At 41.4% G+C, this 14,723-nt stretch carries 18 protein-coding genes and 2 pseudogenes; 12 read left to right on the forward strand and 8 right to left on the reverse strand.

What is annotated here, in order from left to right:
* On the reverse strand, positions 1 to 419 hold a 419-nt coding region (locus tag DXB43_RS09850), incomplete at its 3' end, for a helix-turn-helix domain-containing protein (RefSeq protein ID WP_147343687.1).
* A gap of 174 nt (positions 420 to 593) precedes the next feature.
* On the opposite strand from DXB43_RS09850, the gene DXB43_RS09855 reads away from it, so the two are divergent.
* The 8 genes and pseudogenes from DXB43_RS09855 to DXB43_RS09890 all read left to right on the forward strand — a co-directional run.
* Complete coding sequence (locus DXB43_RS09855; RefSeq protein WP_003505382.1) at positions 594 to 824, forward strand: helix-turn-helix domain-containing protein; 231 nt, start codon at positions 594 to 596, stop codon at positions 822 to 824.
* 144 nt (positions 825 to 968) lie between these two features.
* Positions 969 to 1,283, forward strand: coding sequence for a hypothetical protein (locus DXB43_RS09860; protein ID WP_014080633.1), 315 nt, complete (start codon positions 969 to 971; stop codon positions 1,281 to 1,283).
* On the forward strand, positions 1,283 to 1,588 hold the full coding sequence (locus DXB43_RS09865) for a hypothetical protein (RefSeq protein WP_005345966.1): 306 nt from the start codon (positions 1,283 to 1,285) through the stop codon (positions 1,586 to 1,588). The genes DXB43_RS09860 and DXB43_RS09865 overlap by 1 nt, the downstream gene beginning before the upstream one ends.
* On the forward strand, positions 1,564 to 3,285 hold the full coding sequence (locus DXB43_RS09870; RefSeq protein WP_117947456.1) for a MobA/MobL family protein: 1,722 nt from the start codon (positions 1,564 to 1,566) through the stop codon (positions 3,283 to 3,285). The genes DXB43_RS09865 and DXB43_RS09870 overlap by 25 nt, the downstream gene beginning before the upstream one ends.
* The gene (locus DXB43_RS09875) at positions 3,263 to 3,973 is read left to right on the forward strand and encodes a DUF6040 family protein (RefSeq protein ID WP_117947457.1); all 711 of its coding nucleotides are present in this window, start codon (positions 3,263 to 3,265) and stop codon (positions 3,971 to 3,973) included. The genes DXB43_RS09870 and DXB43_RS09875 overlap by 23 nt, the downstream gene beginning before the upstream one ends.
* Positions 3,974 to 4,061: 88 nt before the next feature.
* Complete coding sequence (locus tag DXB43_RS09880; protein ID WP_003505367.1) at positions 4,062 to 4,655, forward strand: type IV toxin-antitoxin system AbiEi family antitoxin domain-containing protein; 594 nt, start codon at positions 4,062 to 4,064, stop codon at positions 4,653 to 4,655.
* Positions 4,656 to 5,519 (forward strand): nucleotidyl transferase AbiEii/AbiGii toxin family protein, encoded by an 864-nt coding sequence (locus DXB43_RS09885; RefSeq protein WP_003505363.1) that lies wholly within the window; start codon positions 4,656 to 4,658, stop codon positions 5,517 to 5,519.
* A gap of 148 nt (positions 5,520 to 5,667) precedes the next feature.
* Positions 5,668 to 5,946, forward strand: a pseudogene (locus DXB43_RS09890) (response regulator); the annotation flags it as partial.
* Between the two features lie 10 nt (positions 5,947 to 5,956).
* Here the strand turns inward: DXB43_RS09890 and DXB43_RS09895 are convergent.
* From DXB43_RS09895 to DXB43_RS09925, 6 genes are all read right to left on the reverse strand, one after another.
* The gene (locus tag DXB43_RS09895; protein WP_002604471.1) at positions 5,957 to 7,630 is read right to left on the reverse strand and encodes a recombinase family protein; all 1,674 of its coding nucleotides are present in this window, start codon (positions 7,628 to 7,630) and stop codon (positions 5,957 to 5,959) included.
* Positions 7,631 to 7,707: 77 nt separating this feature from the next.
* Positions 7,708 to 7,881, reverse strand: coding sequence for a transposon-encoded TnpW family protein (locus DXB43_RS09900; protein WP_002604472.1), 174 nt, complete (start codon positions 7,879 to 7,881; stop codon positions 7,708 to 7,710).
* Between the two features lie 458 nt (positions 7,882 to 8,339).
* Positions 8,340 to 8,582, reverse strand: coding sequence for a helix-turn-helix domain-containing protein (locus DXB43_RS09910; RefSeq protein ID WP_002604473.1), 243 nt, complete (start codon positions 8,580 to 8,582; stop codon positions 8,340 to 8,342).
* Complete coding sequence (locus DXB43_RS09915) at positions 8,566 to 9,003, reverse strand: sigma-70 family RNA polymerase sigma factor (protein WP_002604474.1); 438 nt, start codon at positions 9,001 to 9,003, stop codon at positions 8,566 to 8,568. The genes DXB43_RS09910 and DXB43_RS09915 overlap by 17 nt, the downstream gene beginning before the upstream one ends.
* 473 nt (positions 9,004 to 9,476) lie before the next feature.
* Entirely contained in the window at positions 9,477 to 10,460 is a 984-nt protein-coding gene (rlmN, locus tag DXB43_RS09920) for a 23S rRNA (adenine(2503)-C(2))-methyltransferase RlmN (RefSeq protein ID WP_002584956.1), read from the reverse strand.
* A gap of 16 nt (positions 10,461 to 10,476) precedes the next feature.
* Positions 10,477 to 10,662 carry a cysteine-rich KTR domain-containing protein gene (locus DXB43_RS09925; protein ID WP_003431289.1) on the reverse strand — a complete coding sequence of 62 codons (186 nt, stop codon included), beginning with the start codon at positions 10,660 to 10,662 and terminating at the stop codon, positions 10,477 to 10,479.
* Between the two features lie 398 nt (positions 10,663 to 11,060).
* Here DXB43_RS09925 and DXB43_RS09930 point away from each other — a divergent pair, with 398 nt between their 5' ends.
* The 3 genes from DXB43_RS09930 to DXB43_RS15920 all read left to right on the forward strand — a co-directional run bounded on the left by DXB43_RS09930 (position 11,061) and on the right by DXB43_RS15920 (position 12,145).
* Positions 11,061 to 11,417 carry a helix-turn-helix transcriptional regulator gene (locus DXB43_RS09930; protein ID WP_002584957.1) on the forward strand — a complete coding sequence of 119 codons (357 nt, stop codon included), beginning with the start codon at positions 11,061 to 11,063 and terminating at the stop codon, positions 11,415 to 11,417.
* A gap of 201 nt (positions 11,418 to 11,618) precedes the next feature.
* Entirely contained in the window at positions 11,619 to 11,948 is a 330-nt protein-coding gene (locus DXB43_RS09935) for a plasmid mobilization protein (RefSeq protein ID WP_002584958.1), read from the forward strand.
* Entirely contained in the window at positions 11,909 to 12,145 is a 237-nt protein-coding gene (locus DXB43_RS15920; protein ID WP_416386143.1) for a relaxase/mobilization nuclease domain-containing protein, read from the forward strand. Before DXB43_RS09935 ends, DXB43_RS15920 begins: the two co-directional genes overlap by 40 nt.
* Here DXB43_RS15920 and DXB43_RS15925 read toward each other — a convergent pair.
* Positions 12,106 to 12,210: pseudogene (locus DXB43_RS15925) on the reverse strand (DUF6061 family protein); the annotation flags it as partial. The gene DXB43_RS15920 and the pseudogene DXB43_RS15925 overlap by 40 nt on opposite strands.
* Before the next feature lie 772 nt (positions 12,211 to 12,982).
* On the opposite strand from DXB43_RS15925, the gene DXB43_RS09950 reads away from it, so the two are divergent.
* The gene (locus DXB43_RS09950) at positions 12,983 to 14,701 is read left to right on the forward strand and encodes a glycoside hydrolase family 13 protein (RefSeq protein ID WP_117947458.1); all 1,719 of its coding nucleotides are present in this window, start codon (positions 12,983 to 12,985) and stop codon (positions 14,699 to 14,701) included.
* The last annotated feature ends 22 nt before the right edge of the window (positions 14,702 to 14,723 follow it).

Below are 14,723 nucleotides of genomic sequence, written 5' to 3' on the forward strand. Positions count from 1 at the left end.
GTGCTGCCCTTGTAATTCTTGCAGGCAAACTGGAATGATTCCAGAAACAGGTTATATTGTTTTAACATTAACAGCAGTAAATCTTTTGAAAAAGCATCTTCCTTTTTACTAAGGTCGAGAGGTAGCTGTTTGAGAATATCGCCCATTGCATCACGAATCTGTAATTCTTTCTTATCCGTAATATCGGTTTCGTATTCATCGGTTTCACCTCTGAGCCATTCAATAGATACATGAAGTGCTTCCGAAAGACCTTCCAGCACCATCTTTTTGGTATTGTCAATCGAACCATTCTCATAACGCAGGATTGTGGAAGCTGTAACTCCCATCTTCTCTGCAACATAAGGCTGTGTCAGATTTAATTCCAGACGACGTTGTTTTGCCCTGCTACCTATCAGCTTGCGTAATTCTTTATCTTTCATGCTGATTGCCTCCTTTTTCGGTATGTATGAATTATATCATGTACCTCACGTAATTGCAATATGCAATCTAATGATTAATTTTAAAATTTCATAACGCTTGACAACGCAATATAAAACCGCTATACTAACAGCACAACAAAAATTGCATAATGCAATTTAATAGGAGGTGACAAGATGACGGAAAGAAAGATTGCATTATCCATCGAGGAAGCAGCCGACTATACAGGAATTGGCAGAAACACTTTGAGAAAGCTGGTTGAATGGAAGAAGCTTCCGGTATTAAAAGTCGGAAGAAAAGTCCTTATTAAAACTGACATTCTGGAAAAGTTCATGGAAGCCAACGAGGGGCGTGATCTGAGGGATAAAGGAAATGTAAAAGCTGTCACAAGAAATGTGGCAACTTAAAAAGGCGGCTTCCTAAGAAACCGCCAAAGGTTCTATCAGACCGAAGCCATGATATACCTACACGCAAGAGGATTATACCATGTGCTTCTCCTGATATGCAACCGGGAACTGTTGTTTATCGGAAAAAGAAAGGATGAAGACGATATGGCGAAATCAACAAAGACTTATGAAGAAAGAATACGTGCATTAGAGAAAAAGGAACAGGAAAGCATTGAAGCTACAAAAAAGCTCATTGCACAGCGGAAGGAACTGGAAAAGCGAAAGAAAGCGGAAGAAAGTAAAAAACGAACCCATAGGCTCTGTCAGATTGGTGGCGCAGTGGAATCGGTTCTTGGCTGTCCGATTGAGGAGGAAGATTTACCAAAGTTGATAGGCTTCTTAAAAAGGCAGGAAACAAACGGAAAGTTTTTCTCAAAGGCGATGCAGAAAGAGCCACTTACAGATATGGAGGAAGTGTAATGGCGGAGGGAGTGGTTTTTCCATTCCCTTCATTGCCTTTGAATGAAGGGCGCACTTATGGACAACCAGAGGTCGTCCTTATAAGTTTGCCACAAGTGGCAACCGGTCTGCGCTTACGCTTGCCGGGCTCGTTCCGTCGGCGGGGCTTTCAGCCAGACCTGCTCATGCCGCAGGGGGCACTCTTGCGCAGAGGGCGTTCCGACAGCTTCACTTCTGCCAAACCAGAAGAAGATGCTGTCGGAAATCAATGCCGGATACGGCAGAAAGGGGGAATCGTATCATGGCGATATTTCACTTTACAGTAAAGATTGTCGGGCGCAGTAAAGGAAAATCTGTCATATCCGCATCGGCATATCTTAATGGAGATGTGATGAAGAATGAGGAAACAGGCAGAATCAGTTACTATACTTCCAAAAAGGAAGTCGTCTACACCAGTCTGATGATGTGCGAAAATGCACCTCCTGAATGGCTGCATGTACCGGAAGAAAATATAAAAAGGTTTCAACAGTCTATCCGTTATAAAAGAGCGGATGATAAAGATGCCGCACTGGAAAAGTTTAAAATCACATTTCAGAAACAGCGTCTATGGAATGAGGTATTGAAGATAGAAAAAAATGCAGATGCACAGCTTGGACGCTCATTTGAATTTTCCCTGCCGAAAGAATGGAGCAGACAGGAACAGATTGATTATACAACCGAATATATTCAAAAGACTTTCGTGGACGAGGGAATGTGTGCCGACTGGAGCATACACGATAAGGGCGACGGGAACCCACATGTGCATTTACTTGTAACCATGCGACCATTCAATCCAGATCACTCATGGGGCAACAAAGAAGTCAAGGACTGGGATTTTGTCAGAGATACTGACGGAAATATCGTGGTTGATGAATCCCACCCGGACTGGTGGCAGGATAAGAAAAATCCTGACCGGCATGGAATCCGTATTCCGGTACTTGATGAAAACGGAGTACAGAAAGTCGGGGCAAGAAACAGAAAACAATGGAAACGTGTTCTGACCGATGCTACCGACTGGAGTAATCCAAAGAATTGTGAGTTATGGCGAAGCGAATGGGCTAAGACGTGTAACCGACATTTATCCATAGACAATCATATTGACCACCGCTCTTATGAAAGACAGGGCAAATTAAAAATCCCTACGATTCATGAGGGTGCGGATGCAAGAAAGATTGAGGAAAAATATCTCACCGGACAGATATGGAATGGTTCATGGAAGGTAGAGGAAAACCAGATGATTAAAAAACAAAATGCACTATTGCAAAAGGTAATTGAAACCTTTGGTAAGGTATCCGGTGCATTGTCGATGTGGAGGGAGTGGTTGAATGACATTAGAAGAAAGCAAAGAAGTAATTCCCATGATGGAAGCAATGATTACACAGATAGAGGAACAGCAGAATATCATGGCAGAGATGCTTCAGGAGATACAGGAAAAGGACGAGAAGCTGATGTGTTTTCAGGAGCAGGAAGAACGATTGCAGCAATTAGAGAGCGAATTATCAGAGCTGCTACAAATCTTGCCGAATACAGAAGAACTGTTGATGCTTCTGGAAGAAAAGACAGACCAGATACAGAAACTCACAGACGAAAATCAGCAATGGCAGGAATTGGCACAGAAATTAAACAGCGAGAACCGGCTATTGCAGAAACAGAACAGCGAATTGTTGAACTTGAACAGCAATTAGAGAAAGGAAGGTCGATTGATGAACGAATTAAGAAACTCAAAGAGCGACGATCAACTGGAAGAGTTGCTTCTGCTGACAGAGCAGATGCAGGAAGAACTCGACCAGAAAGACAGGACTATCCGGGAACTGAAAATGCAGCTCGACGAATCGCTGACCTTGAACGAGAGGTTAAACAGCGAGAACAGAGCAGGGAACATTCAAGCCTTAAAGAACGACTTGAGGAAAACAAAAGAATTGTTGCAGAGCGAGAAAGAGAAAACGCACGCTGCCGAAATCATGACAGAGGAATGTCAAGATAAGCTAAGGCAGGTAGAACAGGAACGGGACTATGCACTCTCTCATCAGAAAAAAGTAGAGATACCGGTTGAAAAGCCGGTACTCTATCAAAAGTGTGGGAACTGTAACCTGACAGCTTATCTGAAAGCCAAGGAAAAGTATGATACGCAGAGAGAAAAACTGGCAGGCAGATATAAAACAAAAACAGCCATGTATGAAGCATTGATGTTTCTGCTGATATGGTATTCCGTATCAACTACTCTTTTTCAGATGATACGGTCAAAAATATTTATTTCTGATTGCGTGGTATTCTTTGATACAATCGCCACTTTTATACAGACCATTGCAGGGTGGATTATACTGATAGGAAAGAACATGGCACAGATTAGTAATGGAATATCCAATCCTGTCGTTGCCGGAATTGTATATTGGCTGATAAGAATACTGATCTGCGGTGGATGTTTGGTGGGTGCTGGAATACTTGTAGCATTTATAGAGATAAAGATTGCAGAGTTATATAAGAAGTGCTGTTGGGATATGATTACCATAATGGTAATACTTATAAGCATGGCAACAGCTATCTACTTTGGGAAGTGGATAAAGACAACATTGCCAATCAATCTGCTATTTCTCTTATTATTCGTGCAACTGGTATATGTTGGAATCAGGTGGTATGTAAAGGGATGGCGAGAAACAAGGGGATATCATTAAAACAAAAATACCGATATTTTATTGGTACTATATGTCTTTACTTTTGTGCTAATATATATTATCATATTAGCACGAAAGGAGAAAGCATATGACTCAGTTTGAAAAATTAGATTTGTTGTTGCGTGAATGTGGAGGGACAATTCAGACATTTCAAGTTCTAAATAATGGAATTAGTAAGTCTGTGTTTTATGCATATGTGAAGGAACGAGGATTAGAACAAGCTGCTCATGGTGTGTATGTATCGCCGGATACGTGGACAGATGCAATGTACCTTTTGCATTTACGTTGTGGTCAAGCTGTATTTTCTCATGAAACTGCATTGTTTTTTCATGATTTAACGGACAGAGAGCCTTTGAAATACACCATAACAGTAAGAACTGGATATAATCCAAGTCGTTTGCAGGAAGACGGTTTTCAAGTGTACACAGTAAAAAAGGATTTACATGAAATAGGAATCATAGCTATGCAGACATCATTCGGACATTCCGTTCCCGTTTATGACATGGAGAGAACAATTTGTGATCTGCTTCGTAGCAGAAAAAATGTTGAAATGCAGGTCTTTCAAGACGCATTGAAACAATATGCAAAACGTAAGGATAAAAACTTACGGATGCTTATGAAATACGCAGCTATGTTTCATGTTGAAAACATACTTAGACCATATTTGGAGGTGTTACTTTAGATGATAACAACGGCAAGACAATTAAAGGATTTAATTCGTAATATGTCAAAGAAAAAATCCGCAGATGCACAGATTTTGATGCGGAATTATATGATGGAACGTTTTTTAGAACGAATTTCTTTATCAGAGTATAAAAACCAGTTTATATTAAAAGGTGGAATGCTTGTGGCGGCAATGGTTGGTCTGGATGCCAGAGCTACTATGGATCTGGATGCTACCATAAAAGGCACTAATGTTAGTGTGGAGGATGTAGAAATGATTATATCCCAAATTATATCAATTCCACTGGACGATGGTGTTTCATTTCGGGTCAAACGGATATCGGAAATCATGGAAGAAGCAGATTATCCTGGTGTTCGTGTAAGCATGGAAACGAAATTTGATGGTGTAATCACACCATTAAAGATTGATATTTCTACAGGGGATGTAATTACACCAAGAGAAATCAAGTACAAATTTAATCTTATGCTTGAAGACCGCACTATTGAGGTATGGGCATATAATCTGGAAACGGTATTGGCTGAAAAATTGGAAACTGTTGTTAGTCGAAACGTTACAAATACACGAATGAGAGATTTTTATGATATTTATATTTTACAAAAGTTGTATGGAGAACAACTCCAAAAACAAGTTTTATGGACTGCACTTGTGGCTACAGCCAAAAAAAGGGGAACATTAGACCTGATAGAAGCTGAGGATATAAGAGAAATATTTGATGAAATTGAATCAAGTCCGGTTATGGAGACCTTATGGAAAACATATCAAAAAAATTATTCTTATGCTGCTGATATTTCATGGCATGCAATTGTGAAGTCAATCTGTGCATTATATGGAAGTATATTGGAGAATATGTATGACACATAAAAAACTGATATGTAAATTACGTTAGCATTTTGAGTTGCCTAAATTCGAAAGTTAGGAAAATCTTAATAATTTCTCAGGCAATCCATTGTGAATTTAGATGTTGTATTTGCTATACTTAATTGGAAATATGAGCAAAGGAGTTGAAAATATGTCTGAAAAGATATTGATTATAGATGACGAGCAAGATATAGCGGATCTGTTGGAGGTCTACTTGAAAAACGAAAATTACGTCGTTTATAAATTTTACTGCGCAACGGATGCCATGTCGTGTATTGAAAGCGGCGACATTGATCTTGCCATTCTGGATATTATGCTCCCGGATATGAACGGCTTTTCACTTTGCCAGCTTATCCGAAAGAAATACACTTATCCAATCATAATGCTAACGGCTAAAATTGAGGAAACGGATAAAATAACGGGGCTGACATTTGCTGGGGTTAGATAGCGATACTTTTTACATCTACCATGTTGCGGCGGTCATGGTTGACAACTTGCGTCGGCTCCTGCTCGGTATCAACCTGTCCGACAAAGCTATAATGGATTTCGATTTTCCGGGTGTTGGTTTCCCGGTCTAATTCATGTATCAAAATACGGTCGATAAACTCATGGACGTTTTCATAGGTCAATTCCTGTATGTCGCTGTATTTCCCGACAATCTGAATAAACCTTGATATATCCCTTTTTCGCTCGGTAACGGTTGCGATCTGCTGTTGTAACTCGTCTATCCTTGCGGCAAGGGATTTCTTTTCGTCCTCATAGCCGGAAGTTAGAAACACAAACCGTTCATCTGTCAGTCTGCCTAATGCGTTGTCCTCATACAGCTTGCGGAAAAGCGTGTCAAGTTCGGTCATACGCGCCTGTGCTTTGAAAAGTTCCTTTTGCTGCTGCGCTAATGCCTTTCTCGCTTCCATGTCGCCGTACTCGGTAGCTTTACAGATAAAGTCCTGTTCGTGTTCCTTAACATACCGCAAAACCCGCCGCATATCTTCCAGCACTAAATCAAGAAGTACGTTTTTGCGGATATAATGAGAGGTACACTCGCTGCCTGTCCTTGCCCTGTTGCGCCATGCGCCGCAAGAATAGGAAAACTTGCGCGGCTCGATATTTACGCCCTGTTGGTAATACATCTTATGTCTGCAACCAGCGCAAAACAGCAAGCCGGAAAAAATATCAATCTCCGCTGCTTTTGTCGGGCGGTGGCGGGTAGCAATCCGCTTTTGCGCAAGTTCAAAGGTTTCCTCGTCAACAAGCGGCTCATGGGTGTTTGGGAAGAAATAGCGTTGTTCTTCTTCGTTCTTCCGGGTCTTTTTCGACTTGTAGGATACCTTGTGAGTTTTCGCGGTTATGGTATGCCCTAAATATTCCTGCCTTGCTAATATGTCATAGAGCGTTTTGTCCGGCCAAGTATAGGGGGCGATCATTGCCCGCTGATACCGCGCCTGTCCTGTACGCTGATAGCGCAACGCTCCAATCGTCAAGACTTTGTTTTCCGCAAGCCATTTTTGGATTTCGCACATACGCACGCCGCTAACAAACATAGCGAAAACCTGTTTGACAATCGGCGCGGTTTCCGGGTCGGGTATAAGGTGGTGGCGGTTGTTCGGGTCTGGGATATAGCCGTATGGATATTCCCCGTTGACGCGCTCGCCTTTTTGCGCCTGTGCCTGTTTAACTGCGCGGATTTTCTTGCTTGTGTCGCGGGCGTAAAACTCGTTAAACCAGTTCCGCAAGGGGGTAAACTCGTTATCCTCCCGCGCTGTGTCAACTCCGTCGTTGATCGCGATATAGCGTACTCCGTTTTCGGGAAATACAATCTCTATGAGTTCGCCCGTTTTCAGATAGTTTCTGCCAAGACGGGAAAGGTCTTTGGTAATGACCGTCGCCACTCGTCCGGCTTCCACTTCCTGCAACATCGCTTGCAGCCCCTCGCGCTCAAAACTCACGCCGGAAAATCCGTCGTCCACAAAAAACTTTGTGTTCAAAAAATGGTGTTCGTCCGCATAGCGTTGAAGTATCATTTTTTGGTGCTGTATGCTTCCGCTTTCTCCGGCTTGCATATCCTCTTGACTTAAACGGCAGTAAAGGGCGGTGATTTTATTCGACTGTAACATTAGTCCTCCTTTCCGACAGCCGAATAAACAGGTATAATGTGTTGCTATCATTATACCATATCCCGCCGCCTAATGCACTACTCGGACGCTAAAAATCCCGGATTTCCGGGCTTTTTCTGCAAATCCTTTACAATGAGTTTCTCAATCTTTTTATGGATTGTATCGGTTGCCTTTTCACTCGGCAACGCTTGAACAAGATAGGTGATTTTCCCTATTTTGCGTTCGGTTGTAATTGTCTGTTTTTTATCCATTAGAAAAACCTCCTTTTCCTGTATGGATAAACTATATTCGTCAAAAGGCAAAAACGGGCGGTTGTTAGCTGCAACCTCACGGGAGTTTCACCCCGGCCCATGCTTATGGGTGCGCCGCGCAATACTTTGAGGGTGTTCAACGCGGGAGTATCATTGTGCCGCCTTGTATGTCGTCGCCCACAAGCTGCTAAACCTGTTTTACGGCGCGGTAGTTCTCGCTCGGCTTTTCCCCTATGGGGAAAAGCTGTCATGGCGTACCCGCCGACTGGCTCGGTACAGACGGAATGTACCCGTTTGCCTGTTATGCTGCGCACCAAAGGCCGCTTTCTTTGTCAAAGAACAATAGGCTTTGTCGGCCTGCAAAAGCACATCAACAGCGGATATGCTTTTGCGGAACGACAAATAGCCCATAACGGGAAGCGTGGAAAGGGGACACGCTCCCCGCATGGGCTAAAAGATTATCCTACATGAAAAGCAAGGGTGCGGGTAATAAGGCGCACTTGCAGCCTGTTACGCATTTCCTCGTCCACATAGGAATAGGTATTGCCCGCGTCGTCTTTCAGCGTGCGGGTACAAAGTTTCGCTATGTAACCCTCGTAGTGCTTCAAGATCGCGCACATGGCGGTTGTGTCGCCGTTTGCCGCTGCGGAAATGACAGGGAACGGCAACAGATTTTCAGACTTCCTAACGGTATTCATCATCTGCTTTTCCCTCCAAATACTGTTTGATTTTCGCAAGCGCGGATTTCCTGTGCCGGAAAACCGTCGTGCGTACAACATTCAGCAGTTCGCCAATTTCCGCGTCGCTCATATCCAAGAAGTAGGACAAAAGGATAATGTCGCGTTTCCTTTCGGGCAAAGCGTTAAGGGCTTCGGCAAGCAGTTCATTTTTGACGAGTACATCAAAGCCGGACACTTGAAAACGGAAATAATCGCTTTCGTATTCGTCCGTTGTGAAAAGCTGCGCGAGTTCGCTTTCGCTCAAATCCGAAAAAGTAACTTCGCGTGCTGCGCGTTTCGCAAGAGTGCGGCGGTGGCTTTTCGCTTCGCCGACCAAAGTTTTCTTTGCTAATGCGTCGTACTGATGTTGTATTCTTTCCTTGTCGGAAGAAGATAGCTCCATAGAGTTCACCTCCTTCCCGCGTGGAGTAGAGGACGGGAGTTAAGGGCTTGTCCTCTCTGCCCCTTTCGCTCCGTACCCGTTCGGGAGATGGCTCTTGAGTGCGCTTTTCAGAAAAAAGTTGAAAAAAGCAAAATGCGCCCGTCCGCAAGACGCGGACGGGCGCAAAGGAAATGTAAGCAGTAGCTAAATGTATTGACAGTTCACATTCATAGCCGGAATATCCCGCTTGCGGAGCATAGCTTTTTTTGACCGCAAAGCATTAGGCGGGTTACAGTAAATAAAAATGGACACGGCGATACCTCCCCGATACCGCCGTATCCTTAAAAAAGGGCGACTTTAATACACTACCCGCAATCCATTCTATAATAGGGAACAGCGGCTTTTGCGCAATATTAAATAAAAAAGCCGATAACACATAGGTTTTTTGACCTAATGCGTTATCGGCTCTGCGTCTATGCGTCTGGCACTTTTAATCATTTTTTTTTGAATTTATTATATGTGTTAGCTAACTGTCCACAAGCCGCGTTAATCTCTCTGCCATGAGAAACTCTCATAGTAACTTCAAGTCCTGCTTGCTCTAATTGATGTTTGAATGCAACTATTTCCCGTTTCTGTGGTGCTTTAATTCTTGAATTGCTTGTTGGGTTGTATTGTAACACGTTAATCATAACTTTTTTGCCCCGAAACCATTTTGCAAGTTGTCTTACATCTGAGGGCCGGTCATTTATACCCGGTAAAAGCAAATACGCAAAGACAATTTTGCGATTATGCCTTTCAGAATAGGATAAGGCTTGCTTAACAACATCTTCAATAGCATATATGCGCATGTGAGGAATAATACGATTTCTTGCAGATTGTGTTGCTGCGTGTAAAGATATTGTCAACTGAATTTTAAGATGTTCCTCGCGCAATTTTTTTAATTGATCGACCGGACCAACTGTTGATATGGTAATGCCGTCGGTTGGAAAGTTGAGCCCATATCTATCTCGGAGAATATGGATTGCTTTTATCAAGTTGTCATAATTGAATAAAGGCTCTCCCATACCCATAAAAACGATACGGTTTACTTTTCGACGCAACAATATAATCTGTTGTACGATTTCTGACGATGTTAGATTACGAACAAAGCCATTTCGCCCGGACTCACAAAAAATACAACCAACAGGACAACCGACTTGTGTGCTCACGCAAACAGTTCCACCATCTCGCCGCTTGATAAAAACCGTTTCAATGTATTTGTTGTCTTTCAGTTCGTAAACATACTTTTCAGTATCACTGCTTTTGCAAATATTTTTTACCAACATTGATAGATTTTTTTTGCGTGGTAATTGCTTATATAATTCTTCATATAAGGCTTTTGCTTCATTCTCGCCAATAACTTCCGACATTTCTTTGTAAGTAAATCCGTATGGATCATTCCGTACTTCCGCAGGCGTATATTTAGGTAAACGTTTCATTTTTATATCCTTTCTTCTAAATAATAAAAGTTTGTTTTTCTGTATTTTTGATTACAATCTCTAATTTTTCTACATCAATGATATGCGTCAATTTGCATTTAGGGCAGAAAAGAGGAAAATCTTTTAATACAGTATTATGAAATACTTGAACTCTCGTCTTTCCGTTACAAATCGGACATTTTATCCAATATTTTTTAAGCATTATATTTCACTCGTCCTTTTTACACAAAAAAATGCAGGTCAATCCTCAACATGAGCATTGACCTGCATTTATAATGCACAGAGCAGTACAACAAAACTAAGGCATAGCTTGCACTATGTCTATACTATATCTATACGTCGTTAGTTTTTTGTATAGCATCCGCAAAATAAGCATGACAAAAAAGCCCATGTTGAAAATGGGAAAATCCTTTTTTTCAATGCTTATCTAATACGCATGCTATGCAACATAAACGCCACCTCCTTTTACATAAATTTTATTTTATCAGAAAATCAGTCTACTGTCAATACACAACAGGAAGTATTTAACCTAATGATATGAATTGTGTGGACATATCCAAAAAGAAAGGTGAACTGTAAAATGTAACAGGGTGAATGAAAATGGCAAAAAGACCCGTACCATTGTACGACTTTAAGGCTTTCGGGGCAGCTATAAAAGCCGCGAGAAATGAATACGGCGAGAGCCGCAAAAAGGTAAGCGACGAGTTATATATTTCCCCGCGCTACCTTGCGAATATCGAGAACAAGGGACAACAGCCGAGTTTACAGGTATTCTATGACCTTGTAACCCGGTATCATATTTCGGTAGATCAATTTTTCTTCCCGAACAGCAATGCGGAGAAATCCACCGGGCGGCGGCAGCTTGACGCGCTGCTGGACGGTATGAGCGATAAAGGCATACGGATTGTAACCGCAACAGCAAGGGAGATAACGGAAGTCGAAAAAGCAGAGGATTAACCTCACAATATGAGAAATCGGGAGATTGCAGCGCATGGCGGCTGCAATCTTTTTTTGCGTCCAAAATCAAAGGAACGCGCAACAAATACCGCCTTTCGGTGGGGGTATGGAGTAGATAGCAAGCACAGCAAACGAGTACCCGTTTGCGGAAAATGCTTGTTGGGATAATCCCAAACCCTTATACCGAAAGGCGGTGCGGAAATGGAAAACCGAAAGAGAAATATACAGATGAAGTTTTACGTTACGGAAGAAGAAAAGCGGCTGATCGACGAGAAGATGAAGCAGCTTCCCATAAAGCAGTATGGGGCATACTTCCGTAAAATGGCGATAGACGGGTATATTCTTGTCGTTGACCGAAGCGACACAAAAGCATATATCCGGGAACTGCAAGCGGTGAGCCGGAACATCAACCAAATTGCAAAACGCGCCAATGCGACGGGGACGGTTTACAGGCAGGATATAGAGGACATTAAAAAGGCGGTGGACGAGATATGGCGGTTACAAAGACGCACCCTATTAAATCAACCTTAAAGGCTGCGATAGACTATATCTTAAATCCCGAAAAGACAGACGGGAAGCTGCTTGCGTCCTCTTTCGGCTGCGGGCTGGAAACCGCCGATATTGAGTTTGCATGGACGCGGGAAGCTGCCGGAGATCGCGGCACACATTTAGGGCGGCACTTGATACAATCCTTTGCGGTGGGAGAACAGTCAATGCGGAGCATATAGCCAACAGAGGTGTAAACATCAATACTGTTGCGCTTGGGATTGTATTCTGCAAATATTGTTCTCATCGTATTAAATCTCCTTATCGTTAAATCAATCATTTGTTGCAAAAATCAGAAGCATTTCAATCAGTTCACAATGTCACTTTTATTTTGTGTTATACTGTTTTATATAATTTTCTTGCCCTTGTTTTTGCCCTTATCAGAGTTCGTAAACACTGGTGGGACGATATAACGCAAGGGAAACAATAAGGGAAAGCTCACCTGCGATAAACTTTGTGTTTTCAAGGGATTGAGAGATATTTGATAATAAAATATAACAGTTATTAAATCCTTTGGAATATATGAAATCTCAATTCTAGTTTGCAGAACTAATAGAGAAGTAACATATAAAACAATAAATATGGTCAAAAAATCATCGACATCCGACCTACAGCACGTTATAATATAGTTAATCTAATAAGAAAACCAAGTGATCATTGTTACAAGCTGAATCGTAATGGTGGCCAACTGTGTGAACTCGATGGAACGGAATGGTTACATCCTCCGGGTGCTCCGAGCACCGGACGAGCACTGAAAGGTGCTTTACAGAGATGAAAACAGGCCTGACGAAGCATCACTCAGATTAGATTAAAAATTCTAGTCTGGGTGATTTTTTTCGTTCAGGGAAAAGGAGAAAATGTCATTGACATAAAAGACGGATAACAGAGATTCGGATATTTTTGTCAATCGGCAAGCTGCAGAGGAAGTTATCTATAGACAAGCCAGGATTATCACGTTAAGATATAGAAAAAGTAAGTAATACGAAAGAAGAAAACAGAATATGTAAAGGAGAAAATGAATGGAATACTCTGCAATTATTCATGATATGGACAAAAGATTCTGCTATGCAATAGATAAGGATTTATTTGTGATACGCATCCAGGTAAAAAGAGATGATATAAAGGAAATAATTCTTCATTATGAGGATAAGTATATACCAATGGAATGGAAGGATACGCGAAAGACAATTCCAATGAAGAAGGTTGCGACCTCACAGTTTCAGGATTATTATGAAGCGCAGATACAGATGCATTTGATATGTCTCCGTTATTTTTTTGAATTTACGGACATGCAGGGGGAAAAAGTATATTACGGCAATTATGAGTTTAGTAAGGAATGTATTACAAACAGGGACAGAATGTTTGACTGCCCGCAGAATCTACGGGAGGAAGAAATGTTTGTGGTGCCAAAGTGGGCAGAAAATAAGGTCGTATATCAGATTTTTCCGTCCCGTTTTGCATCATCACAGCCGGTAGACAAGGAAGTATGGTATAAAGCACCGGTTACGTCTATGGATAATCTGCATGGTGATCTCAGAGGAATTATAGAACATCTGGATTATGTCCATAGTCTTGGAATTGATGTTTTATATATGACACCAATCTTTAAATCAAATTCAAGCCATAAATACGATACCATTGATTATTATCAGATAGATCCCTCATTCGGAACAGCAGAGGATCTTAAAGAGCTGGTACAAAAAGCACATGAATATGGAATGAAAGTGGTTATGGATGCGGTGTTTAACCATACAGGAAAGGAATTTTTTGCATTCGAAGATATTTTAGAAAAAGGAAATAAATCTAAATATCTGGACTGGTATTTTATTGATGAATTTCCACTTAAAAGTGAAAGGGGAGAGATTCCAAACTTCAAATGCTTTGGTTATTATGGTGGAATGCCAAAATTAAATCTGAAAAATCCTGAAGTTGAAAAATTTATTACAGATGTTGCATGCTATTGGATCAGGGAATGCGATATAGACGGATGGAGAATGGATGTAGGAGATGAAATCAGTCATTTTTTCTGGAAGAATTTTAGAAAAGCAGTTAAGGCAGTAAAGAAAGATATGCTGATAATTGGAGAAATCTGGCATTATGCAGGAGATTTTCTTGAAGGAGATGAATGGGATACGGTCATGAATTATCCGTTTTATCTGAATATGATAGATCTGCTTGCAGATGAAAAGATTACGGTCAGCCAGTTTATACAGAATCTTGGATATTTGAAAGGACGCTTAAATAAGAAATGTTATCCTCTTATGTGGAATCTGATAGACAGCCATGATACAGCAAGATTTTTACATTTATGTAAGAATAATAAGAAAAAGCAGCATTTGGCAGCAGCTTTTCAATTGTTATTGCCGGGAATGCCGATGATTTATTATGGAGATGAGTATGCGATGCCGGGAGCAAACGATCCGGATTGCAGACGTGGCATGTACTGGGATGAAGAATACCAGGATAAAGAGATGTTTGAATGGTATAAACAGCTGTTACAGGTTCGAAAAAAATATAAATGTATCGTAGAAGGTGAATTGATTGAGGCAATCACAAGGGATGAGGAAGAAACCATTGTTCTGATTAGAAAAAATAGTGAAGAGACCATGGCATTGATTTTTAACTGCAGCAGCAGTGAGAAGAGATTTAATGAGTATGAGGGAAAATATAATTTGCTTGGAGAAGAACTGTTTGACGGAAAAGTTGAGGGACTTGATGCCGTAGTAATAGTGCTTTAAAATAGTTACAGAGGAAGAAAAT

Origin of the sequence: Roseburia sp. OM04-10BH, from assembly GCF_003462605.1 — a bacterium.
Lineage (GTDB): Bacteria > Bacillota > Clostridia > Lachnospirales > Lachnospiraceae > Roseburia_C > Roseburia_C amylophila.